At 44.1% G+C, this 20,057-nt stretch carries 33 protein-coding genes; all 33 read left to right on the top strand.

The features are described from left to right. The first annotated feature begins 38 nt into the window (after positions 1-38). Positions 39-344 carry a 30S ribosomal protein S10 gene (gene rpsJ, locus FHS60_RS08610; RefSeq protein ID WP_009348403.1) on the top strand — a complete coding sequence of 102 codons (306 nt, stop codon included), beginning with the start codon at positions 39-41 and terminating at the stop codon, positions 342-344. Positions 345-725: 381 nt separating this feature from the next. After that, positions 726-3,896, top strand: a complete 3,171-nt coding sequence (locus FHS60_RS08605; RefSeq protein ID WP_338081929.1) for a leucine-rich repeat domain-containing protein — start codon at positions 726-728, stop codon at positions 3,894-3,896. A 43-nt stretch (positions 3,897-3,939) separates the two neighbouring features. Continuing rightward, positions 3,940-4,137, top strand: coding sequence for a hypothetical protein (locus FHS60_RS10480; RefSeq protein WP_338081928.1), 198 nt, complete (start codon positions 3,940-3,942; stop codon positions 4,135-4,137). 21 nt (positions 4,138-4,158) lie between these two features. Continuing rightward, positions 4,159-4,356, top strand: coding sequence for a hypothetical protein (locus FHS60_RS08600; RefSeq protein WP_183697673.1), 198 nt, complete (start codon positions 4,159-4,161; stop codon positions 4,354-4,356). A gap of 1,093 nt (positions 4,357-5,449) precedes the next feature. Then, the gene (gene rplC / locus FHS60_RS08595; RefSeq protein ID WP_183697670.1) at positions 5,450-6,070 is read left to right on the top strand and encodes a 50S ribosomal protein L3; all 621 of its coding nucleotides are present in this window, start codon (positions 5,450-5,452) and stop codon (positions 6,068-6,070) included. After that, a complete protein-coding gene (gene rplD / locus FHS60_RS08590; protein ID WP_183697668.1) occupies positions 6,070-6,699 on the top strand; it encodes a 50S ribosomal protein L4 in 630 nt (209 codons plus the stop codon). The genes rplC and rplD overlap by 1 nt, the downstream gene beginning before the upstream one ends. Before the next feature lie 15 nt (positions 6,700-6,714). Beyond that, positions 6,715-7,005, top strand: coding sequence for a 50S ribosomal protein L23 (rplW, locus tag FHS60_RS08585; RefSeq protein ID WP_183697665.1), 291 nt, complete (start codon positions 6,715-6,717; stop codon positions 7,003-7,005). 7 nt (positions 7,006-7,012) lie between these two features. After that, positions 7,013-7,837 carry a 50S ribosomal protein L2 gene (gene rplB / locus FHS60_RS08580; RefSeq protein WP_009348410.1) on the top strand — a complete coding sequence of 275 codons (825 nt, stop codon included), beginning with the start codon at positions 7,013-7,015 and terminating at the stop codon, positions 7,835-7,837. 15 nt (positions 7,838-7,852) lie between these two features. Beyond that, on the top strand, positions 7,853-8,119 hold the full coding sequence (gene rpsS / locus FHS60_RS08575) for a 30S ribosomal protein S19 (protein WP_009348411.1): 267 nt from the start codon (positions 7,853-7,855) through the stop codon (positions 8,117-8,119). 34 nt (positions 8,120-8,153) lie between these two features. Further along, on the top strand, positions 8,154-8,552 hold the full coding sequence (gene rplV / locus FHS60_RS08570; protein WP_183697662.1) for a 50S ribosomal protein L22: 399 nt from the start codon (positions 8,154-8,156) through the stop codon (positions 8,550-8,552). A gap of 12 nt (positions 8,553-8,564) precedes the next feature. Further along, a complete protein-coding gene (gene rpsC / locus FHS60_RS08565; RefSeq protein WP_009348413.1) occupies positions 8,565-9,299 on the top strand; it encodes a 30S ribosomal protein S3 in 735 nt (244 codons plus the stop codon). Between the two features lie 15 nt (positions 9,300-9,314). Continuing rightward, positions 9,315-9,740 carry a 50S ribosomal protein L16 gene (rplP, locus tag FHS60_RS08560; protein WP_009348414.1) on the top strand — a complete coding sequence of 142 codons (426 nt, stop codon included), beginning with the start codon at positions 9,315-9,317 and terminating at the stop codon, positions 9,738-9,740. A 2-nt stretch (positions 9,741-9,742) separates the two neighbouring features. Continuing rightward, a complete protein-coding gene (gene rpmC / locus FHS60_RS08555) occupies positions 9,743-9,940 on the top strand; it encodes a 50S ribosomal protein L29 (RefSeq protein ID WP_009348415.1) in 198 nt (65 codons plus the stop codon). Positions 9,941-9,949: 9 nt separating this feature from the next. Continuing rightward, on the top strand, positions 9,950-10,207 hold the full coding sequence (rpsQ, locus tag FHS60_RS08550; protein WP_009348416.1) for a 30S ribosomal protein S17: 258 nt from the start codon (positions 9,950-9,952) through the stop codon (positions 10,205-10,207). Positions 10,208-10,209: 2 nt separating this feature from the next. Beyond that, entirely contained in the window at positions 10,210-10,575 is a 366-nt protein-coding gene (gene rplN, locus FHS60_RS08545) for a 50S ribosomal protein L14 (RefSeq protein WP_009348417.1), read from the top strand. A 22-nt stretch (positions 10,576-10,597) separates the two neighbouring features. Beyond that, positions 10,598-10,921, top strand: a complete 324-nt coding sequence (gene rplX / locus FHS60_RS08540) for a 50S ribosomal protein L24 (RefSeq protein ID WP_009348418.1) — start codon at positions 10,598-10,600, stop codon at positions 10,919-10,921. Next, positions 10,921-11,478 (top strand): 50S ribosomal protein L5, encoded by a 558-nt coding sequence (gene rplE, locus FHS60_RS08535; RefSeq protein WP_009348419.1) that lies wholly within the window; start codon positions 10,921-10,923, stop codon positions 11,476-11,478. Before rplX ends, rplE begins: the two co-directional genes overlap by 1 nt. 8 nt (positions 11,479-11,486) lie before the next feature. Continuing rightward, positions 11,487-11,789 carry a 30S ribosomal protein S14 gene (rpsN, locus tag FHS60_RS08530; RefSeq protein WP_009348420.1) on the top strand — a complete coding sequence of 101 codons (303 nt, stop codon included), beginning with the start codon at positions 11,487-11,489 and terminating at the stop codon, positions 11,787-11,789. Positions 11,790-11,848: 59 nt separating this feature from the next. Continuing rightward, the gene (gene rpsH, locus FHS60_RS08525) at positions 11,849-12,244 is read left to right on the top strand and encodes a 30S ribosomal protein S8 (protein WP_009348421.1); all 396 of its coding nucleotides are present in this window, start codon (positions 11,849-11,851) and stop codon (positions 12,242-12,244) included. Positions 12,245-12,257: 13 nt separating this feature from the next. Continuing rightward, positions 12,258-12,824 carry a 50S ribosomal protein L6 gene (rplF, locus tag FHS60_RS08520; RefSeq protein WP_183697659.1) on the top strand — a complete coding sequence of 189 codons (567 nt, stop codon included), beginning with the start codon at positions 12,258-12,260 and terminating at the stop codon, positions 12,822-12,824. A gap of 18 nt (positions 12,825-12,842) precedes the next feature. Continuing rightward, complete coding sequence (rplR, locus tag FHS60_RS08515; RefSeq protein ID WP_009348423.1) at positions 12,843-13,187, top strand: 50S ribosomal protein L18; 345 nt, start codon at positions 12,843-12,845, stop codon at positions 13,185-13,187. Positions 13,188-13,192: 5 nt separating this feature from the next. Then, complete coding sequence (gene rpsE / locus FHS60_RS08510; RefSeq protein ID WP_009348424.1) at positions 13,193-13,699, top strand: 30S ribosomal protein S5; 507 nt, start codon at positions 13,193-13,195, stop codon at positions 13,697-13,699. Between the two features lie 7 nt (positions 13,700-13,706). Beyond that, on the top strand, positions 13,707-13,886 hold the full coding sequence (gene rpmD, locus FHS60_RS08505) for a 50S ribosomal protein L30 (RefSeq protein WP_009348425.1): 180 nt from the start codon (positions 13,707-13,709) through the stop codon (positions 13,884-13,886). Positions 13,887-13,902: 16 nt separating this feature from the next. Beyond that, positions 13,903-14,349 carry a 50S ribosomal protein L15 gene (gene rplO, locus FHS60_RS08500; protein WP_183697656.1) on the top strand — a complete coding sequence of 149 codons (447 nt, stop codon included), beginning with the start codon at positions 13,903-13,905 and terminating at the stop codon, positions 14,347-14,349. 2 nt (positions 14,350-14,351) lie between these two features. After that, entirely contained in the window at positions 14,352-15,698 is a 1,347-nt protein-coding gene (gene secY / locus FHS60_RS08495) for a preprotein translocase subunit SecY (protein ID WP_183697653.1), read from the top strand. Positions 15,699-15,724: 26 nt separating this feature from the next. Beyond that, positions 15,725-16,519: a type I methionyl aminopeptidase gene (map, locus tag FHS60_RS08490; protein ID WP_183697650.1), complete on the top strand. Its 795-nt coding sequence runs from the start codon at positions 15,725-15,727 to the stop codon at positions 16,517-16,519. Position 16,520: 1 nt separating this feature from the next. Beyond that, positions 16,521-16,739 (top strand): translation initiation factor IF-1, encoded by a 219-nt coding sequence (gene infA, locus FHS60_RS08485; RefSeq protein WP_009348429.1) that lies wholly within the window; start codon positions 16,521-16,523, stop codon positions 16,737-16,739. Between the two features lie 15 nt (positions 16,740-16,754). Then, the gene (gene rpmJ / locus FHS60_RS08480; protein WP_083823602.1) at positions 16,755-16,871 is read left to right on the top strand and encodes a 50S ribosomal protein L36; all 117 of its coding nucleotides are present in this window, start codon (positions 16,755-16,757) and stop codon (positions 16,869-16,871) included. A gap of 30 nt (positions 16,872-16,901) precedes the next feature. After that, a complete protein-coding gene (gene rpsM / locus FHS60_RS08475; RefSeq protein ID WP_009348430.1) occupies positions 16,902-17,282 on the top strand; it encodes a 30S ribosomal protein S13 in 381 nt (126 codons plus the stop codon). A 9-nt stretch (positions 17,283-17,291) separates the two neighbouring features. Continuing rightward, positions 17,292-17,681, top strand: coding sequence for a 30S ribosomal protein S11 (gene rpsK, locus FHS60_RS08470; RefSeq protein WP_009348431.1), 390 nt, complete (start codon positions 17,292-17,294; stop codon positions 17,679-17,681). Positions 17,682-17,729: 48 nt separating this feature from the next. After that, positions 17,730-18,338, top strand: coding sequence for a 30S ribosomal protein S4 (gene rpsD / locus FHS60_RS08465; protein ID WP_183697647.1), 609 nt, complete (start codon positions 17,730-17,732; stop codon positions 18,336-18,338). 124 nt (positions 18,339-18,462) lie between these two features. After that, on the top strand, positions 18,463-19,449 hold the full coding sequence (locus FHS60_RS08460) for a DNA-directed RNA polymerase subunit alpha (RefSeq protein WP_183697644.1): 987 nt from the start codon (positions 18,463-18,465) through the stop codon (positions 19,447-19,449). A gap of 108 nt (positions 19,450-19,557) precedes the next feature. Continuing rightward, entirely contained in the window at positions 19,558-20,043 is a 486-nt protein-coding gene (rplQ, locus tag FHS60_RS08455) for a 50S ribosomal protein L17 (RefSeq protein ID WP_183697641.1), read from the top strand. The last annotated feature ends 14 nt before the right edge of the window (positions 20,044-20,057 follow it).

Genomic DNA, 20,057 nt, shown 5'->3' with positions numbered 1-20,057 from the left:
TGCATGTCTTTGGCAGATTATTCAAAACAAATAAAACAATGAGTCAAAAAATTCGTATCAAGCTGAAAAGCTACGACCACACTCTCGTTGAGAAATCAGCAGAGAAGATCGTTAAGAACGTAAAGGCAACCGGTGCTATCGTAAGTGGCCCGATTCCTCTCCCCACGCGCAAGCGTATCATCACTGTAAACCGCAGTACGTTCGTAAACAAGAAATCTCGTGAACAGTTCCAGGTTTCTACTTACAAGCGTCTTATTGATATTTACAGCGCAACTCCCAAAACGGTAGATGCTTTGATGAAGCTCGAACTTCCGTGTGGTGTTGAAGTTGAAATCAAAGTGTAGTCGTTAGATTCACTATTCAACACAGTATAGCTCCTTTTTCTCTTTGTGAGAAAGAGGAGCTTTTTTATATTTCTCTTTCTTCTTATCATCGGAGTTTCTTGAGCTTTATAGCGTTTTTTTCTGACAGATCATAGGATGAAGTATTTCTGTGTTTTTATTGCACGTTTTAAATAAAATGTATAAAAAACTTGTGTATTTCTGTATATGTGCATATCTTTGCACCAATTTATATAAAAGCAGTTTTTTGGATCATGTGATTCAATGTAAAACTTAGAACAATGTATATAGAGATATAGGGTGCATAATTTTTTCCTAAAAACATCTTTCTGTATAAAATAATTTTGATGTATAAATGAATACATTCATATAAAAAATAATGAAATGAAAAAAATCAAACTCCTTTTGTTGATGTTGCTCTTGTCGGTAATACCAACTGAGCTTTATGCCTATACTGATGGGCAGATTGTTACGTTCAATCACATGACTTATAAAGTGACGTCGTCAACTCTGCGCAAGCTTGCATTTTTGGGTCCTGATGAAACAATTGTTGGCTTATTGGAGATACCTGGAACGGTTAAAGATAATAAAGGTACTACTTTTACTGTTACTCGCGTATCTTTTGTTAATCCTTATCATTGTAAAAACATCACTTCGGTTAAGTTGCCTGAAACTGTTACTCACTTAGATGTGGGGGTTTTTAAGGATGCGAAGTTGGAGTCTATCACCATTCCAAAGAATGTACAATACATCGAAGAAAATGCAAACACTCAGTTAGCGAAGGTACCAAAGTACAAGGTGGCTTCTGATAATCCTTATTTTATGGCAGACAGCGATGGTGCCCTCTACTCAAAGAGTGGAAAGACGCTGCGTGCTGTCCCTTCATCTATATCTCTTAATAATGGGGCTTATACAGTTAAGTCCTCCGTAGATAGTATTACAAAATCGTGTTTTAGTAAGATTGCGGATTTAAAAAAAATAAATCTTCCGCTTAATCTGAAATACATTTCTGTTGGTTATCCTTCTATTGCTCCAATTGAAACGCTTGAGAAGTTTGAAATACCCGAAGGGGGGACATTTAAAACTATAGATGGGGTACTTTGCAAAGATGATGTACTTATGTTCTATCCTCGCGCTAAGCATGAAGTTAATTATACAGTACCTAATGGTATAACCTCTCTTGCAACCTTCTCTATTGCTTATCCCAAGGATATGGAAAAAATAGATTTGAATCAGGTTACCACTATGGCCAAATCTTCGCTTCTAGCTGCTTACAAACTCACTGAAGTCACCCTTCCTAAGGATCTAAAGAAATATAATCCTACTACAAAGACGGGTATGGAGCCTGGTTGTATTGGTTCTTGTTCAAAACTTGCTCAGTATATAGTTCCTACTGATAATACAGACTTTGAAGCTGTGGAAGGTGTGGTTTATTCTAAGACAAAAAGAGATGTTCTCTATCTCTATCCAGCAGGAAAATCTGGAGATACCTACAATATTCTTCCAACAACGAAAGTGATTGAGGCCCTGGCTTTTTGGTCTGTACAGAATCTTAAGAAAATGACCTTTCCTGCAGGATTGGACTCTATTAAAGATGAGGCTTTTCGTCAGCTGCCAAAGCTTGAAAAAGTGACATTTGAGGAACCTTCAAATATTAAGCATCTTGGTAAAGCTGTTTTTAGAGCGTGTTCGGAATTAAAAGAGGTAACATTGCCTTCACAAGTGACATCGCTTGATATTCCTTTTGCTGATTGTGGCAAATTAGAGACAATTAATGTTCCGGATGGTTCCAAACTGAAAACGCTCCGTTCTAACTCTTTTTCTTCTAACAAAAATTTGAAACATTTCAAATTTCAAGGAACTTGTCAGCTTGAAAAAATTGAAAAAAATGCTTTTGCTTACTTGAAAAATCTTGAGTCTTTTACATTCCCCAAGACAGTAAAAGAAATTGAAACCAATGCTTTCAGAGGCTGTTCGGGTATGAAAACAGCGGAATTTCCTTCTGATGCCGATATTGAAGTTATTGGTCAGGGTGCTTTTGCAGATTGCGGTTTGACGAAATTTTCCGTCCCTAAGAACGTAACGAAAATCGACCGTGAAGCATTTAACAAGTGTACGGCTCTAACAGTTGTCGACATCTCAGAGAAAACTACAGATATTAGTCCTGAGGCATTCAAAGGTTGCTCTAAGCTTATAGCGCTCAACGTAAGCCGGAAACACTCTGTCTATTCCAGTGTTGATGGTTACCTCTTGTCTAAGAATAAAGAAACATTGATAATCTTCCCTCCAGGTAAAGCTAATGTTCGCTTTACACTACTGCCTCCTTCTATTAAGAAGATTGGCGACTATGCTTTCTTCGACTGCAAAGAGTTGAAGAATGTGGTTATTCCTAACTTGGTAGAATCTATTGGTAAGCGTTCTTTCGGCCTTTGTTCGAATCTCAATACAATCACTTTCCTCTGCGATAATAAAATTAATTCTGCCAATATCAACCAAAAGAAAAGTGAAAGGTCTTTTGATGATGGCGTAGAAGCTCCTAATTTGATGCAGAATATTGACATCCATGTGCGTAAGGAGAAACTTAGCGATTACACTGGTGATACTTTCTACCAAAAGTTCAAGTCCATCAGCCCTTCTTTTGAGAATGGTACTGAAGAATACATCGCTGTATCAGATATGGCTGTGGATATGCTCAAAACAAAGCGTGAAGATGAAACGTTTGTTTTCCCAGCAAAAGTAACTCATAAGAGTAAGAACTATGTGGTGAGCTTAGTTGGTGACTATGCTTTTGATGGTGTTAGTGACAAGGTGAAGGAAGTTGTTGTAACGAAAGATGTTACGTACGTTGGTGCTAAGGCTTTCATGACCGATAAAGCTCATGATAAGAGTACCATTCAAAGTGTTTTCTTTATTGAAAGTAACCCGACTGAGGAAATGTTGAGTACCACTCGTTTTGACCTCGATGATACGAGCAAGAACTACAACGAGTTTGCTAAGACAACTACTATCTACGTGAAGAAAACAGCTCTTCCCACCTATAAGAGAGTATGGGCTAAGACGGTTTATAAGAAAGAGACCGATACTGAAGAAACGAGTCCTTTTGATTTCACTTCACAGCTTGAGTTCAAAATCAAGGACGTAAAGATCAGTAAGAAATATGGTACTTTCGCTCGTGAGTTCGATGTGGATTTTAGCGATTACTACAACCAGAAACATCATTCTGCAATCGCAGCTTTTGTTGCTAGTACTAAGATTTTGAATGGCATTGGTGACTATGGCACAACTGATAAGCATGTTCAGATGACGAGTGTTGACAAGAAGGGTGGTTATGCTAATTCTTATTCTTACGTACCAGCCAAGACTGGCGTGCTTCTTAAAGTAATTGATAAGGAAGCTACAGATGCTGACTTCTATTACACGATTGGTGAACAAGATAACCAAACTTACACAGTTGTGGACAATGTTATGACAGGTGTAACGGTGAATCCTGTGACTCCTCTTGTGGGTTACTTCTGCCGATCCTGTCTACTTGGTACAGAAGGGTATTTTCTGTAAGGCCGAGAACAATATTGCTAAGTTCCCCATCCACAAGGCGTATATGAAATTTAGCGCTCTTCCTGCTGGTGCACGTGTCTTCTTCGATTTTGACGATACAACAACTGGTATTGAGAGTGTTGAGGTAGAAAATACAAACCGTGGTACTGGCACTTACTACAACCTGCAAGGTCAGCGCATCAATAAGCCGCAGCAGGCAGGTCTTTACATCCTCAATGGTGCAAAAGTTATTGTCAAATAAAAATACAGAAGACTCTATACAATGGAAAAGAAATATTATGTAGCTCCTAAAGCAAGTCCCATCACCTGGGCTGCTGAAAGTTTGATGCTTGTTGCCAGTCCTGGTGTAGGTGGGGGTTATAATCCCGGAGAAGAGATTGATACCAGAAAGCAAGATCCTACTGAAGAAGATGGAGGTTTGCACATTTGGGGCGACAAGAAATCTCTTTGGGAAGAGTGATAATCGCAATTTCTCTCTTCAATAGTCGTGAAGGCCTTTTATGGGCATCATGATTGTTGTGAGTTCAAGATTTATAACTGATTGAGGGAGCACTATATAAGTGCTCCCTCATTTTTTAGATTTACTCTCTAGCTTTATCTCAATCTCCACAATTGGATTTGTGTTGCGTAGCTTCTTCTTCTGCTCTCTTAAATGAGGAATCTCTATTGCGCTTTTTCCAAATGTTTCTTAGCGGAGGAGTAGCAAAGTGGTGCAGCGAGTCGTAAATACCCGGCTTAAGGGTCAAATATCCTTATTGTGTTTGCGAATACAATAAGCCTGTCAGCTCACAGCCTTATTGCGTCAGCCGACGCCCTTATTGTATTTGTGAGCGCGACAAATAAGGCCGCAACTAAGAGAAAACACACTCCTCTCCCGAGTTTGTTTTTTTGTTGTCACGCTGTCACGTCGTCACACTTTGAGTATAACTGACTGAAAATCTATGGATTGAGCGCGTGACAACAACGTGACAATGCGTGACAACAAATAATTCGTTGTCACGCCTGCAACCTACTGTTTATCAGCGCATTTACTCTGCGGTGACAACGTGACAACAAAAATCAAGTTTTTACTGGTAGGAGTGATAATAGAAGCAACAATTTCTATCCACTACCCTCAGCTGTATCGCACAGCATCCACTTCTGCTCACGCATATCTTTACTCCCTCAACGCTTGCAAAGAGAAAAATAAGGGGTTCATCCCAAAATTGTACTGGTGTTTATGAGTACAGAAAAATACCCACGCAATTCGGGGGTGAACCTTATATAGTTGGGAAAGTATTGTAAATAAAGGAAAACTGCAATATGAAGATGTGAAAACGGGCGCTAAAAAGTATGAATAAAAATATTTGCGGGAAATTCTTTGTGATATAAAATAAGTTTTGTAATTTTGCACCCGCGAAAAGTAGGAAACGTTGGATACCTGCTTTATTATAAGGGCGTTAAGTCCGATAGTTGCGAGAGCAACATGCGCCCCACTTCTCAGTCGCGATGGGATTTGGGCTACGCACAAATAGATTTTAATATTTTTATTTACATAAATTAATCAAACTGAAATGCCAGGATTATTAGGAAAGAAAATCGGAATGACATCCGTTTTCAGTGCCGACGGCAAAAACGTGCCGTGCACTGTTATCGAAGTAGGTCCTTGCGTGGTAACTCAGGTGAAGAACGTTGAGAAAGATGGTTACGCTGCCGTTCAGGTAGGTTTCCAGGAGGCAAAAGAAAAGAATACTTCTGCTCCTCTTCTCGGTCACTTCAAGAAGGCTGGTACCACTCCCAAGCGCCACTTGGCTGAGTTCACAGGTTTTGACAAGGAACTGAATTTGGGCGACACCCTCAGTGTTTCTGATGTATTTGCAGACGAAGATTTCGTTGACGTAGCAGGAACTTCTAAGGGTCGTGGCTTCCAGGGCGTTGTTAAACGTCACGGTTTCGGTGGTGTTGGTCAGGTGACTCATGGTCAGGATGACCGTTTGCGTAAGCCGGGTGCTATCGGTGCTTGCTCTTACCCCGCAAAGGTTTTCAAGGGTATGCGCATGGGTGGCCAGATGGGCGGAAAGCGCGTCACTACTCAAAACTTGAAAGTTTTAAAAGTTATCCCTGAGCACAACTTACTCTTGATCAAGGGTTCAGTTGCAGGATGTAAAGGTTCAATCGTAATTGTTGAAAAGTAATGGAAGTTAGCGTATTTAATATCAAAGGTGAAGATACCGGCAGAAAAGTTACTCTGAACGATTCTGTTTTCGGCATAGAGCCGAATGACCACGCCATCTACCTCGACGTGAAACACTACATGGCTGCTCAGCGCCAGGGTACGGCAAAGTCTAAAGAGAGAAGCGAACTGAGCGGTTCTACTAAGAAGCTCGGTCGTCAGAAAGGCGGTGGCGGTGCACGCCGTGGTGATATCAACTCACCGGTGCTCGTTGGTGGTGCTCGCGTGTTCGGTCCGAAGCCCCGCAACTATAGCTTCAAGCTCAACAAGAAGGTGAAAGCTCTTGCTCGTCGTAGCGCTCTTAGCTACAAGGCACAGGAGAATGCAATTGTTGTTGTTGAAGACTTCACTCTGGAAGCTCCCAAGACGAAGAGCTGTGTTGAGTTTACTAAAAATCTCAACGTTGCCGATAAGAAGGTGCTCGTAGTTTTGCCAGAATCAAACAAAAATGTATATTTGTCAGCTCGCAACTTGCAGAATGTTCGCGTTGCCAACGCTGCTGAACTCAACACTTATCGTGTTTTGGATGCTAGCGTAATGGTTGTAACGGAGAATGCTCTGAAAGGTATTGAGGCTGTCTTAACCAAGTAAGCTACGAAGTAAGATATGGCATTCATTATCAAACCTATCGTCACTGAGAAGATGACGGCTCTGACAGAGAAGGAAAATAAGTTCGGTTTTATTGTAAAGCCCGAAGCAAACAAGGTCCAGATTAAGTCGGAGATTGAAGCTCGCTACAATGTTCACGTAACAGCAGTAAACACTATGATTTATGCTGGTAAGAACAAGTCACGTTATACTCGTGCTGGTCTTGTACGTGGTCGTAGCAATGCCTTTAAGAAGGCAATCGTAACCCTGAAAGAGGGCGAAACTATCGATTTTTACAGCAATATCTAAATAACTGATGGCAGTACGTAAATTTAAGCCCACTACACCGGGCCAGAGACACAAAGTTATTGGTACGTTCGAAGAAATTACTGCATCCGTACCAGAAAAATCTCTCGTTTACGGTAAGCGTGTAAGCGGTGGTCGCAATAACGTCGGTAAGGAAACTATGCGTTACCTCGGCGGTGGTCACAAAAGAAAATATCGCTTTATCGACTTCCAACGTGAGAAAGATGGTGTACCCGCAGTCGTTAAAACAATCGAGTACGATCCGAACCGTTCAGCTCGTATCGCTCTTCTGTTCTACGCAGACGGTGAAAAGCGTTACATTATCGCTCCTAATGGATTGAAAGTAGGCGACCAGCTTATGTCTGGCGCTGAAGCAGCTCCCGAAGTTGGTAATGCTCTTCCTTTGAAGAATATTCCCGTAGGTACCGTTGTTCACAACATTGAGCTCCGTCCCGGTCAGGGCGCATTGCTCGTTCGTAGTGCAGGTAACTTCGCACAGCTAACATCACGCGAAGGTGACTATTGTGTTATCAAGTTGCCTAGCGGTGAAACTCGTAGAATTTTAGGTGCTTGCAAGGCTACGATTGGTAGCGTCGGCAACTCTGATCACGCTCTTGAATCCTCCGGTAAGGCAGGTCGTTCACGCTGGTTGGGTCGTCGTCCTCACAACCGTGGTGTTGTTATGAACCCTGTTGATCACCCGATGGGTGGTGGTGAAGGTCGCCAGAGTGGTGGACACCCGCGTTCACGTACAGGTTTGTATGCTAAGGGCTTGAAGACAAGAGCTCCGAAGAAGCAATCGAACAAGTACATTATCGAAAGACGTAAAAAGTAACCTAAAGATTAAAGTATGAGTCGTTCACTTAAAAAAGGTCCGTACATCGCAGTTTCTCTCGAGAAAAAGATTCTTGCCATGAACGAAAGTGGCAAGAAGAGCGTTGTTAAAACATGGGCTCGCGCATCAGTGATTTCTCCCGACTTCGTCGGTCACACTGTAGCAGTTCATAACGGCAATAAATTCATCCCCGTCTATGTTACCGAGAACATGGTAGGCCACAAGTTCGGTGAATTTGCACCGACACGTAAGTTTGGTGGTCACGCTGGTAACAAACGATAGGCTTTCAATCCAGTAATAAAAAGTAAATAGATAAATGGGAGCAAGAAAAAGATTAGCGGCTAACGCTAGAAAAGAAGCCCTGAAGACCCAATATTTCGCTTCATTGCGAAATGTTCCCTCCTCTCCCCGCAAAATGCGCTATGTCGTTGATATGGTTCGCGGCATGGAAGTAAACCGCGCATTGGCAACTCTCCGCTTCTCTAAGAAAGCAGCAAGCATGGATGTTGAAAAACTTCTTCGCAGTGCTATCGCTAACTGGGAGCAGAAGAATGACCGCAAGGCTGAGGATGGCGAATTGTTTATCACCAAGATTTTTGTTGACGAAGGCGTAACGCTGAAGCGTATGCGCCCTGCACCTCAAGGTCGCGGTTACAGAATTCGCAAACGTTCAAACCACGTGACTCTTCACGTAGGAACTAAAACTAATGATTAATCGAAAAGAAGTATGGGACAAAAAGTAAATCCGATAAGTAACCGACTTGGAATTGTTCGTGGTTGGGATTCTAACTGGTTCGGCGGTTCTAACTTCGGCGATCGTATTCTCGAAGATAGCAAACTCCGTAAGTATCTCGATGCACGTCTTGCTAAAGCCAGCGTTTCACGCATCGTGATCGAGCGTACCCCAAAACTCATTACGATTACTGTATGCACCGCTCGTCCGGGCATCATCATTGGTAAGGGTGGTCAGGAAGTTGACAAGCTCAAGGAAGAACTTAAGAAAATCACTGATAAGGACGTACAGATTAACATCTTCGAAGTGCGCAAGCCGGATCTCGATGCAAACATCGTTGGCCAAAGCATCGCTCGCCAGATTGAAGGTAAAGTAGCATATCGTCGCGCTATCAAAATGGCCGTTGCTAATGCTATGCGCATGGGCGCCGAAGGTATTAAGGTACAAGTTTCTGGCCGTCTGAATGGCGCAGAAATGGCACGTAAGGAAATGTTCAAGGAAGGTCGCACTCCGTTGCATACCCTCCGCGCTGACATCGACTACTGCCAGACAGCAGCTCTTACGAAGGTTGGTCTGATTGGTATCAAGGTTTGGATTTGCCGTGGCATCGTTTATGGCAAACGTGACCTCCAGCCAAACTTTACTCCTGAGAAGGAGACCGGCCGTCGCGAAGGTGGCGATCGTCGCGATCGTCGTCGTTTCCGTGGCAACAGAAACAACAACCGTTAATTTGTTTAGAGTATTATGTTACAACCGAAAAGAACAAAATACAGAAGACCGCAAAAAGGCCGTTGCAAAGGTAATGCACAGCGTGGTAACCAGCTGGCATTTGGTAGCTTCGGCATCAAGAGCCTCGATACACACTGGCTCACCGGTCGCCAAATCGAAGCTGCTCGTATCGCTATGACGCGTTACATGCAGCGTGAAGGTCAGAGCTGGATTCGTATCTTCCCTGACAAACCTATCACTAAGAAGCCTGCTGACGTACGTATGGGTAAGGGTAAAGGTGATCCCGTTGGATACGTTTTCCCCATCACACCAGGTCGCATTATCTTCGAAATCGAAGGTGTTCCCTTCGAAGTAGCTAAAGAAGCTCTTCGCCTTGCAGCACAGAAGCTTCCCGTTACTACTAAATTTGTTGTAAGACACGATTACGATAAAAACGCTTGATTATGAAAATAGCAGAAATCCGTAAAATTGCAGCCAATGAGCTCCAGGAGCGCCTTGACGCAGAGGTTGAAAAATACAACCAGATGCTGCTCAATCACAGCGTTTCTCCTCTGGAAAATCCCGCGCAGATTAAAGAGGCTCGTCGTACGATTGCCAAGATCAAAACGGTGTTGCGCGAAAACGAACTCAACAATAAATAATAGTCCAGAATGGAAGCTAGAAATTTAAGAAAGACAAGACAGGGTGTTGTTGTCAGCAACAAGATGGACAAGACAATTGTTGTTGCAGCAAAGTTTAAGGAGAAACACCCGATTTATGGTAAGTTTATCTCTAAAACGAAGAAGTTCTATGCTCATAGCGAGGAGAACGATTGCAATGTAGGCGATATTGTCCTGATCATGGAAACTCGCCCTCTGAGCAAGTCAAAGCGTTGGAGAGTTGTTAAAATCGTAGAAAGAGCTAAGTAATTATGATCCAAGTTGAAAGTAAATTGAACATAGCCGACAATAGCGGTGCTCGTGAGGCTGTCTGCATCCGTGTACTGGGCGGTACTCGCCGTCGCTATGCTTCTGTAGGTGATGTTATTGTTGTGGCTGTTCACAACATCATCCCTTCAAGTGACCTGAAAAAAGGTGCTGTTTCCAAGGCTTTGATTGTACGCACTAAGAAGGAAATTCGTCGTCCCGATGGTTCATACATCCGTTTCGATGACAACGCTTGCGTTCTTCTGAATAATGCTGGCGAAATCCGCGGTAGTCGTATCTTCGGTCCTGTTGCTCGTGAACTCCGTGCAACGAACATGAAAGTCGTTTCTTTGGCACCTGAAGTTCTTTAATTCAAAGTAAACTGAAACAGTAATGACTAAGTTACATATTAAAAAAGGCGATACCGTTTACGTAAACGCTGGCACAGAAAAGGGTAAGACGGGCAAGGTTGTCCGCGTACTCATTGACAAGCAGCGTGCTATCGTGGAAGGTCTCAATATGGTTTCTAAAAGCCAGAAACCGAGTGCCAAAAATCCGCAGGGTGGCATCGTTAAGATGGAAGCCCCAATTCATATTTCGAACCTCAACGTGGTTGACCCGAAAGACGGAAAGACTCCGACTCGTATCGGCCGCCGCCTGAATGAGGCTGGTAAGTTGGTTCGCTTCGCTAAAAAATCAGGAGAGGAGATCAAGTAATGAGCAATACAGCAAGTCTTAAAAAAGAATATGCAGAGCGCATTGCACCGGCTCTGATGAACAAGTTTAACTATAAGTCAACGATGCAGATTCCCCGTCTGACTAAAATCGTCATCAACGAGGGTCTTGGTTTGGCAACTGCCGACAAAAAAGTCATTGACGTAGCTTTGAACGAATTGTCAACAATCACTGGTCAGAAGGCTGTTGCAACAGTTTCCAAGAAGGACGTTGCAAACTTCAAGCTTCGTAAGAAGATGCCTATCGGTGTTATGGTTACTCTCCGTGGTGAGCGTATGTACGAATTCCTCGAGCGTCTGGTTCGCGTGGCTCTGCCTCGTATCCGCGACTTCAAGGGTATCGCAAGTAAGCTCGATGGCCGTGGCAACTATACGCTCGGTATCCAGGAGCAGATTATCTTCCCCGAAATCAATATCGACACTATTGAGCGCATGACAGGTATGAACATCACGTTCGTTACTACTGCTGCTACCGATGAAGAAGGTTTCGCTCTGCTCAAAGAGTTCGGTCTTCCCTTTAATAACGCTAAAAACAACTAAATTAAAATATGGCAAAAGAATCAATGAAGGCACGTGAGGTAAAACGTGCCAAACTGGTAGCCAAATACGCAAAGAAGCGTGCAGCGTTGAAGGAGATTGTTAACAAATCGCAGGATCCTGTAGAAGCTTACGAGGCTGCTCGTAAGCTGCAGGCTATCCCCCGCAATGCTAATCCTATCCGCCTGCACAACCGTTGCAAGCTGACGGGTCGCCCCAAAGGCTATATCCGTCTCTTCGGCTTATCTCGTATTCAATTTCGCGAGATGGCCTCTAGCGGTCTCATTCCTGGCGTAAAGAAAGCAAGCTGGTAAATTCCTTTTTATTATTTAATATTGTCGGGATAGTCCCGATTAATTAAACAACCAAACAAATGACAGATCCAATAGCAGATTTTCTGACGCGGTTGCGCAACGCCATCCAGGCTAAGCATCGTGTGGTTGAAGTGCCCGCATCAAACCTGAAGAAGGACATTACGAAGATTCTCTTCGAGAAAGGTTACATCCTCAACTACAAGTTCGTTGAAGATGGTCCTCAGGGAACAATCAAAATCGCTCTCAAGTATGAGCCTGAAACAAAGGCAAGTGCTATTCAGAGCTTGCAGCGAGTTTCTCGCCCTGGTATGCGTAAGTATACTGGCTACCGCGAAATGCCGAGAGTTATCAACGGATTGGGTATCGCAATCGTATCCACTTCCAAAGGTGTAATGACAAACAAGGAAGCATCCGTTGAGAAGATTGGCGGCGAAGTTCTTTGCTATGTATATTAATTAGGAGGTTAACATGTCTAGAATAGGTAAATTGCCGATTAACATTCCTGCTGGCGTTACAGTTGACGTCAAGGATAATGTAGTGACCGTTAAGGGTCCGAAGGGTGAGCTGTCTCAGACGGTTAATCCCGCTATCTCAGTTTCCCTTGAAGAAGGTCAAATCACTTTCGCTATCAACGAGAACAGCGATGTAGACCAAAAGCAGAAGCAGGCTTTTCATGGCCTCTACCGCTCTTTGGTTAACAATATGGTTGTTGGTGTTAGCGAAGGCTACAAGAAAGAGATGGAGCTCGTAGGTGTTGGTTACCGTGTATCCAATCAAGGCAACTTGATTGAATTCTCCCTCGGTTTTACTCACAGCATCTTCCTCCAAGTTCCTGCTGAAATCAAGGTTGAGACTAAGAGCGAAAGAAACAAGAACCCGTATATTAGCCTTGAGTCCTGCGATAAGCAGTTGCTCGGCATGGTTTGCGCCAAGATTCGTTCTTTCCGTATGCCTGAACCTTATAAAGGAAAGGGTATTCTGTATATCGGTGAGCAGATCCGCCGCAAGAGTGGTAAGGCTGCCGGTGCTAAGTAATTTTAATAGAATAAGATTATGACTACAAGAAAAGAACAACGTCGCATTAAAATTAAATATCGGGTACGCAATAAGATCTCTGGTTCTGCTGCTCGTCCCCGTCTGAGCGTGTTCCGCAGCAATAAGCAGATTTACGCACAGATCATCGATGATGAAGCTCAGAAGACGCTTGCTAGCGCTTCTTCTCTCGGTTTTGAAGCCATGCCCAAACAGGAACAGGCTGAGAAAGTAGGTGAAGCTGTAGCAGCAAAGGCCATCGCAGCAGGTATCACTACGGTTGTTTTTGATCGTAATGGTTACCTCTATCACGGTCGTGTAAAACAGGTGGCAGATGGTGCCCGCAAAGGTGGACTTAAATTCTAAAGATTATGGCAAACAGAGTAAATGTTAATAGCGAAGAATTAAAGGATAGACTGGTTGCTATCAATCGTACAACGAAGGTAACTAAGGGTGGTCGTACGTTCACATTTGCTGCTATCGTAGTAGTTGGTGATGGTAAGGGCGTTATCGGTCTGGGCCTCGGCAAGGCTGGTGAAGTTTCTGCTGCCATCGCTAAGGGCGTTGAAGCTGCAAAGAAGAACCTTGTTCAGGTTCCTGTACTCAAGGGTACGGTACCTCACGAGATGACGGCTCACTATGGTGGTGCTGAAGTTATCATCCTTCCTGCATCTGAAGGTACTGGTGTTGTAGCAGGTGGCGCTATGCGTGCCGTGCTCGACAGCGTAGGTATCAAAGACGTTCTGGCAAAGTCGAAGGGTTCTTCAAACCCTCACAACCTTGTGAAGGCAACAATCGCTGCCTTGAGCAATATGCGTGATGCACGTACGGTTGCTAAGCAGCGCGGTGTTTCATTGGATAAAGTATTCAGAGGATAATTCGACTATGGCAACAATAAAAGTAAAGCAAATTAAGAGCAGAATTCATGCTCCCAAAGACCAGAAGAGTACACTTGATGCACTGGGCCTGAAGAAATTGTATCGCACAGTAGAGGTTGAGGACAACCCCATAATGCGCGGTATGATTCGCAAGGTAAGCCACCTGGTTGAGATTGTTGAACAGTAAAAACAAACAGAAAGTCATGAAATTACATACTTTAAAACCCGCGAATGGCTCTACGCATCATGATAAACGAGTAGGTCGTGGTCCCGGCTCTGGCATGGGAGGCACTTCTACTCGTGGTCACAAGGGTGCTAAGTCGCGTTCTGGTTACCACAAGAAGATTGGCTTCGAAGGTGGTCAGATGCCGTTGCAGCGTCGCTTGCCGAAGTTCGGCTTCAAGAATATCAACCGTGTTGAATACAAGGCCATCAACCTCAGTGTTCTGCAGGCTCTTGCTGAGCAGAAGAACTTTGAGAAGATTGGTCGTGAGGAACTGATTGCAGCAGGTTTCATCTCCTCTAAGCAGTTAGTGAAGATTCTTGGTAATGGCGAACTCAAGGCTAAGTTAGCAGTAGAGGCTAACGCCTTCTCCAAGACTGCAGAAGCTGCTATTCAGGCAGTTGGTGGAATCGCAACTAAGATCTAATTATGAAGAAAATAATCGAGACTCTAAAGAACATCTGGAGAATTGAGGATTTGCGCACGCGACTCCTCATTACTCTCCTGTTCATTGCCATCTATCGTTTTGGCTCTTTTGTAGTACTGCCAGGCATTGATCCTACTCGTCTTGCAGCTCTGCAGAGCCAAACGGAAAACGGTTTGATGTCCCTGTTGAATATGTTCTCAGGTGGTGCATTCTCTAATGCCTCTGTATTTGGCCTTGGTATTATGCCCTACATCTCTGCATCTATTATCATTCAGATTTTGGCTGTAGCCGTACCGTATTTCCAAAAGATGCAACGCGAGGGTGAGAGCGGACACAGAAAAATCAATCAGTACACTCGTTGGCTGACAATTGCCATTCTTCTGTTCCAGGCTCCTACCTATATGATAAATCTTCGTTCACAAGTAGGCCAGAGTGGTGCATTCATGGTTGGTGATACGTTCTGGTTTATGTTCTCGTCTACGATTATCCTTGCTGCAGGCAGCATGTTCATCCTATGGTTGGGTGAGCGTATAACCGATAAAGGTGTAGGAAACGGTGTTTCTCTCATCATTATGATTGGTATTATCGCACGCTTCCCTAGTGCTATTGTTGAGCAGTTCACTTCTTCTCTCTCTGGGGCAGAAGGTGGTGGCTTGATAATGTTCCTTTTCGAACTTATTGCACTGCTCTTCGTTATGGCACTGTCAATCCTGCTTGTAAAGGCTACTCGCAAGGTTCCGGTTCAATATGCAAAGCGTATCGAGGGTAACCGTCAGTTTGGCGGAGCACGTCAGTACATTCCGTTGAAGCTTTTCGCTGCCAACGTAATGCCGATTATCTTCGCTCAAGCCATTATGTTTATCCCCGCCACCATGATTATGGCGTTCTCTAAGGATGGTTCAAATCCAGTAGGGCATCTTCTCTCTGATCAATTTAGCCTTCCTTACAATATCATCTACGTTATCTTGATTGTTCTCTTCACCTATTTCTACACGGCTATCACTATGAACCCCGTGCAGATGGCTGAAGATATGAAGCGCAACAGTGGTTTCATCCCTGGTGTAAAACCCGGTAAAGCTACGGCAGATTATATCGACACAGTTATGACAAGAATTACCTTCCCAGGTTCTCTTTTCATTGCGTTGATAGCAGTTCTTCCTGCATTTGCTGTACTCTTCGGTGTTAAGCAAGGTTTCGCTCAGTTCTTTGGTGGTACCTCTCTGTTGATCCTTGTCGGTGTTGTTATCGACACTCTTCAGCAGATTGAGAGTTACATGCTTGTTCGTCATTACGACGGCTTGCTCAACGCTGGGCACACGCGCAATCGTTCAGGCGTAGCAGCATATTAAGAAAATTTCCATTTAAACCGATTCGGATGATATGTCTGAAAACGGAAGATGAGATAGAGGCGCTGCGAAAAGCAAATCTGCTTGTAGCAGCAACTCTTGCGGAAATCGCAAAAATTGTTCAGCCGGGTGTAACTACCCGCAAGATGGACACCCTGGCTGAACATTTCATTCGCGACAATGGTGCGGTCTCAACTCTTAAGGGATGTCATAATCCTTTTGGTCCCGCCTTTCCAGCATCCATTTGTACCTCAGTTAACGACACAATCGTTCATGGTATACCAGACGACAAACCGTTGAAGAATGGTGATATAGTCTCAGTGGATTGCGGAGTTCTCCTTGAAGGCTTCTGTGGAGATTCATGTTACACTTTTTGTGTAGGTGAAGTGAAAGCAGAAATCAAGAAATTACTTTCAGTAACGAAAGAAAGCCTTTATAAAGGAATTGAACAAGCCATTGTTGGAAACCGTTTAGGGGATATAGGGCATGCAGTGCAGCATCACGTCCAGCAATATGGATACGGTGTAGTCCGACAATATGCCGGTCATGGTATAGGAAAGCAAATGCATGAAGCCCCCATGGTTCCTAATTACGGGACGGCAGGCACAGGCATAGCAATCTCCAATGGGCTTTGCATCGCCATAGAGCCAATGATAACAGAAGGTGGTCCTTCATTATATCTATTGCCCGACCGTTGGGGAGTAAAAACGCGCGATGGTAAATATGCTGCACATTTTGAGCACACTATAGCTGTTCACCATGGTAAAGCTGAAATCCTCTCATCATTCGAAGACGTTGAACAAATAGAAAGAACAAAACATTAATATGTCTAAGCAGTTAGCGATAGAACAAGATGGAACAATTGTTGAAGCATTGAGCAATGCAATGTTCCGCGTAGAGTTGGAGAATGGGCATGAGATAACTGCCCACATCTCAGGAAAGATGCGTATGCATTACATCAAGATCCTTCCCGGAGATAAGGTAAAAGTGGAGATGAGTCCCTACGACCTTTCAAAAGGTAGAATCGTTTTCCGATATAAATAAAAAAGCAAAATAATAATGAAAACAAGAGCATCCTTGAAGAAACGATCCGCCGATTGCAAGATTGTACGTCGTAAGGGTCGTCTGTATGTGATTAACAAGAAGAACCCTAAGATGAAATTACGTCAGGGTTAATCAGTTTTCGCAAAGTAATAAAACAAGTATATGGCAATAAGAATTGTTGGTGTCGATCTGCCTCAGAACAAGCGAGGCGAAATCGCCCTGACCTATATCTACGGATTAGGTCGTAGTAGCGCGGCTAAAATCTTGGATAAAGCCGGTATTGACAGAGACATTAAAGTAAAGGATTGGACTGATGACCAAGCAGCAAAGATTCGTGAGGTTATTGGTGCTGAATACAAAGTAGAGGGTGACCTCCGCAGCGAGATTCAGATGAATATTAAGCGTCTCATGGACATCGGTTGCTACCGTGGTATCCGTCACCGTGCAGGTCTTCCTGTACGCGGCCAGAGCACGAAGAACAACGCTCGTACTCGTAAAGGTCGCAAAAAGACCGTTGCAAACAAGAAAAAGGCTACTAAATAATAATTGATTATGGCAAAGAAAACAGTTGCAGCTAAGAAGCGTAACGTTAAGGTTGACGCAATGGGTCAGCTTCACGTTCACAGCTCTTTCAATAATATTATCGTTTCCTTGTCGAACAGTGAGGGTCAGATTATCAGCTGGTCAAGTTCTGGTAAGATGGGCTTCCGTGGTTCCAAGAAGAACACTCCGTACGCTGCTCAAATGGCAGCACAGGATTGCGCCAAGGTAGCTTTCGACCTCGGTCTTCGTAAGGTGAAAGCTTACGTTAAGGGTCCCGGCAATGGTCGTGAGTCCGCTATCCGTGCCATCCATGGTGCAGGTATTGAAGTTACCGAGATCATCGATGTTACTCCGCTGCCCCACAATGGCTGCCGTCCTCCGAAGAGAAGAAAGGTATAATTTCAGTAGCAAGTTGAATTGTTATATTAAAAGCTAAAATTAAAAACAATGGCAAAATATACAGGTCCTAAGTCTCGCATCGCACGTCGTTTCGGCGAGGCTATCTTCGGTGCTGATAAAGTTCTCGCAAAGCGTAATTTCCCTCCTGGCCAGCACGGCAATGGTCGCCGTCGTAAGAGCTCTGAGTACGGTGTCATGCTTGCTGAGAAGCAGAAAGCTAAGTACACTTATGGTGTTCTTGAACGTCAGTTCCGTAACATGTTTGATAAGGCAGCAGCAACCAGCGGCATTACCGGTGAGATTCTCCTTCAGTATCTCGAATGCCGTCTTGACAATGTTGTATATCGCCTGGGTATCGCTCCTACTCGCGCAGCAGCTCGTCAGCTTGTAAACCACAAGCATATTACTGTTGATGGTCAAGTAGTGAACATTGCTTCTTACAGTGTAAAACCTGGTCAGATCGTTGCTGTACGTGAGAAGTCTAAGAGTCTCGAAGTAGTTGCTGACTCTTTGGCAGGCTTCAACCACAGCAAGTATCCTTGGATCGAATGGGACGAAAGCGTTAAGGGTGGCAAGCTTCTGCATATGCCCGAACGTGCTGACATCCCTGAGAACATCAAGGAGCAGCTGATTGTCGAGTTGTACTCTAAGAACTAAAAAGCCTTTCTCCCTTCCCCTCTTTTTTGGAGGGGAGGAGAGGAGGAAACTTTTGGCAAGTCTTTCCCGACTTGTCTCATAGCCTGAAAAGGCTTTACCCAAAAATCCTAAATAAAAAGAATTAATGGCGATATTAGCATTTCAAAAACCTGACAAAGTGATCATGTTGGAAAGCGACGATAAGTACGGAAAATTCGAACTTCGTCCTTTGGAAACGGGCTTCGGTACCACTGTCGGAAATGCCCTCCGTCGCATCCTGCTCTCCTCTCTCGAAGGCTATGCCATCAATACCATCAAGATTGAAGGTGTTGAGCATGAGTTTGCTACCGTACCTGGAGTCAGCGAGGATGTAACCAACATCATCCTTAACTTGAAGCAAGTACGTTTCAAGAAACTGGTAGAAGAGTACGACACTGAGAAGACCCAGCTAACCATCTCCAACTATACGGAGTTCAAGGCTGGTGATATCCATCTCAACGGATTTGAAGTGTTAAATCCTGATTTAGTGATTTGTCATTTAGATTCGAAAGCCTCGATGACCATCGAACTGACTGTTAACAAAGGCCGTGGTTATATCCCCGCAGATGAAAATCGCGACTATTGCTCTGACATCCATCAGATAGCCATCGACTCCATCTACACTCCCATCCGCAATGTTAAGTACAGCGTTGAGCCGTATCGTGTTGAGCAAAAGACCGACTACGACAAGCTCGTGCTTGAAATCACTACGGATGGTTCCATCCAGCCGAAAGACGCGCTGAAGGAAGCAGCTAAAATTTTGATCTATCACTTCGCTCTGTTCTCCGATGAGAGTATCACCGCGGGCAACTCAACAAGTATAGACAATCCACCGATTGATGAGAATACCCTCAAGATGCGTCAGCTCCTCAAGCAGAAGCTCGCCGATCTGAATCTTTCAGTTCGTGCGCTCAACTGTCTCAAGGCTGCCGATGTTGAAACATTGGGCGATCTCGTTCAGTTCAACAAGTCTGACCTCCTCAAGTTCCGCAACTTCGGTAAGAAATCACTCACCGAGCTTGATGATTTGCTCGAGAGCAAGAATCTGTCGTTCGGGATGGATACAACCCTTTACAAATTGGACAACGACTAATTGAACGACAAAAGTTGTCCGTAAACTCCACAGTTGTTCGCAGCCTGCTGAGTGGCATTAGCTAAGGCCGAAGCCCTCGACTCGAAGCAACAACCAACATTCAAAAAAATGAGACATAATAAAAAATTCAACCATCTGAGTCGTACTGCATCCCACAGAAGCGCTATGCTTGCCAATATGGCAGTTTCTCTGATCCAGCACAAAAGAATCACTACGACTCTTGCCAAGGCTAAGGCTCTGAAGAAGTACGTTGAGCCGCTCATCACCAAGAGCAAGAACGACACAACGAACTCTCGCCGCGTTGTCTTCAGCTATTTGAAGGACAAATTCGCAGTTACAGAATTGTTCAAGAATATCTCTGAGAAAGTGGCTAACCGTCCTGGTGGCTACACTCGTATCATCAAACTTGGCTTCCGCCAGAGTGATGGTGCAGACATGGCTTTCATCGAACTTGTTGACTACGATGAGAACATGGCTAAGGAAGAGAAGAAGGCAAAGCGCACACGTCGTAGCCGTAAGGCTGCAGCCGCTGAAGCTCCCGCAGCTGAAGCACCTGCAACTGAAGCTCCTGCTGAAGAAGCAGCCGCTAAATAATCGACACAATTCTC

Source organism: Alloprevotella rava (assembly GCF_014195585.1).
GTDB classification, from domain to species: domain Bacteria; phylum Bacteroidota; class Bacteroidia; order Bacteroidales; family Bacteroidaceae; genus Alloprevotella; species Alloprevotella rava.
This window is presented reverse-complemented; position numbering and strand designations above follow the sequence as displayed.

Excerpts from the sequence above, each read along its gene's own strand:
- rpsJ (WP_009348403.1), top strand. The coding sequence starts at position 39 with ATGAGTCAAAAAATTCGTATCAAGCTGAAAAGCTACGACCACACTCTC.
- FHS60_RS08605 (WP_338081929.1), top strand. The coding sequence starts at position 726 with ATGAAAAAAATCAAACTCCTTTTGTTGATGTTGCTCTTGTCGGTAATA.
- FHS60_RS10480 (WP_338081928.1), top strand. The coding sequence starts at position 3,940 with ATGAAATTTAGCGCTCTTCCTGCTGGTGCACGTGTCTTCTTCGATTTT.
- FHS60_RS08600 (WP_183697673.1), top strand. The coding sequence starts at position 4,159 with ATGGAAAAGAAATATTATGTAGCTCCTAAAGCAAGTCCCATCACCTGG.
- rplC (WP_183697670.1), top strand. The coding sequence starts at position 5,450 with ATGCCAGGATTATTAGGAAAGAAAATCGGAATGACATCCGTTTTCAGT.
- rplD (WP_183697668.1), top strand. The coding sequence starts at position 6,070 with ATGGAAGTTAGCGTATTTAATATCAAAGGTGAAGATACCGGCAGAAAA.
- rplW (WP_183697665.1), top strand. The coding sequence starts at position 6,715 with ATGGCATTCATTATCAAACCTATCGTCACTGAGAAGATGACGGCTCTG.
- rplB (WP_009348410.1), top strand. The coding sequence starts at position 7,013 with ATGGCAGTACGTAAATTTAAGCCCACTACACCGGGCCAGAGACACAAA.
- rpsS (WP_009348411.1), top strand. The coding sequence starts at position 7,853 with ATGAGTCGTTCACTTAAAAAAGGTCCGTACATCGCAGTTTCTCTCGAG.
- rplV (WP_183697662.1), top strand. The coding sequence starts at position 8,154 with ATGGGAGCAAGAAAAAGATTAGCGGCTAACGCTAGAAAAGAAGCCCTG.
- rpsC (WP_009348413.1), top strand. The coding sequence starts at position 8,565 with ATGGGACAAAAAGTAAATCCGATAAGTAACCGACTTGGAATTGTTCGT.
- rplP (WP_009348414.1), top strand. The coding sequence starts at position 9,315 with ATGTTACAACCGAAAAGAACAAAATACAGAAGACCGCAAAAAGGCCGT.
- rpmC (WP_009348415.1), top strand. The coding sequence starts at position 9,743 with ATGAAAATAGCAGAAATCCGTAAAATTGCAGCCAATGAGCTCCAGGAG.
- rpsQ (WP_009348416.1), top strand. The coding sequence starts at position 9,950 with ATGGAAGCTAGAAATTTAAGAAAGACAAGACAGGGTGTTGTTGTCAGC.
- rplN (WP_009348417.1), top strand. The coding sequence starts at position 10,210 with ATGATCCAAGTTGAAAGTAAATTGAACATAGCCGACAATAGCGGTGCT.
- rplX (WP_009348418.1), top strand. The coding sequence starts at position 10,598 with ATGACTAAGTTACATATTAAAAAAGGCGATACCGTTTACGTAAACGCT.
- rplE (WP_009348419.1), top strand. The coding sequence starts at position 10,921 with ATGAGCAATACAGCAAGTCTTAAAAAAGAATATGCAGAGCGCATTGCA.
- rpsN (WP_009348420.1), top strand. The coding sequence starts at position 11,487 with ATGGCAAAAGAATCAATGAAGGCACGTGAGGTAAAACGTGCCAAACTG.
- rpsH (WP_009348421.1), top strand. The coding sequence starts at position 11,849 with ATGACAGATCCAATAGCAGATTTTCTGACGCGGTTGCGCAACGCCATC.
- rplF (WP_183697659.1), top strand. The coding sequence starts at position 12,258 with ATGTCTAGAATAGGTAAATTGCCGATTAACATTCCTGCTGGCGTTACA.
- rplR (WP_009348423.1), top strand. The coding sequence starts at position 12,843 with ATGACTACAAGAAAAGAACAACGTCGCATTAAAATTAAATATCGGGTA.
- rpsE (WP_009348424.1), top strand. The coding sequence starts at position 13,193 with ATGGCAAACAGAGTAAATGTTAATAGCGAAGAATTAAAGGATAGACTG.
- rpmD (WP_009348425.1), top strand. The coding sequence starts at position 13,707 with ATGGCAACAATAAAAGTAAAGCAAATTAAGAGCAGAATTCATGCTCCC.
- rplO (WP_183697656.1), top strand. The coding sequence starts at position 13,903 with ATGAAATTACATACTTTAAAACCCGCGAATGGCTCTACGCATCATGAT.
- secY (WP_183697653.1), top strand. The coding sequence starts at position 14,352 with ATGAAGAAAATAATCGAGACTCTAAAGAACATCTGGAGAATTGAGGAT.
- map (WP_183697650.1), top strand. The coding sequence starts at position 15,725 with ATGATATGTCTGAAAACGGAAGATGAGATAGAGGCGCTGCGAAAAGCA.
- infA (WP_009348429.1), top strand. The coding sequence starts at position 16,521 with ATGTCTAAGCAGTTAGCGATAGAACAAGATGGAACAATTGTTGAAGCA.
- rpmJ (WP_083823602.1), top strand. The coding sequence starts at position 16,755 with ATGAAAACAAGAGCATCCTTGAAGAAACGATCCGCCGATTGCAAGATT.
- rpsM (WP_009348430.1), top strand. The coding sequence starts at position 16,902 with ATGGCAATAAGAATTGTTGGTGTCGATCTGCCTCAGAACAAGCGAGGC.
- rpsK (WP_009348431.1), top strand. The coding sequence starts at position 17,292 with ATGGCAAAGAAAACAGTTGCAGCTAAGAAGCGTAACGTTAAGGTTGAC.
- rpsD (WP_183697647.1), top strand. The coding sequence starts at position 17,730 with ATGGCAAAATATACAGGTCCTAAGTCTCGCATCGCACGTCGTTTCGGC.
- FHS60_RS08460 (WP_183697644.1), top strand. The coding sequence starts at position 18,463 with ATGGCGATATTAGCATTTCAAAAACCTGACAAAGTGATCATGTTGGAA.
- rplQ (WP_183697641.1), top strand. The coding sequence starts at position 19,558 with ATGAGACATAATAAAAAATTCAACCATCTGAGTCGTACTGCATCCCAC.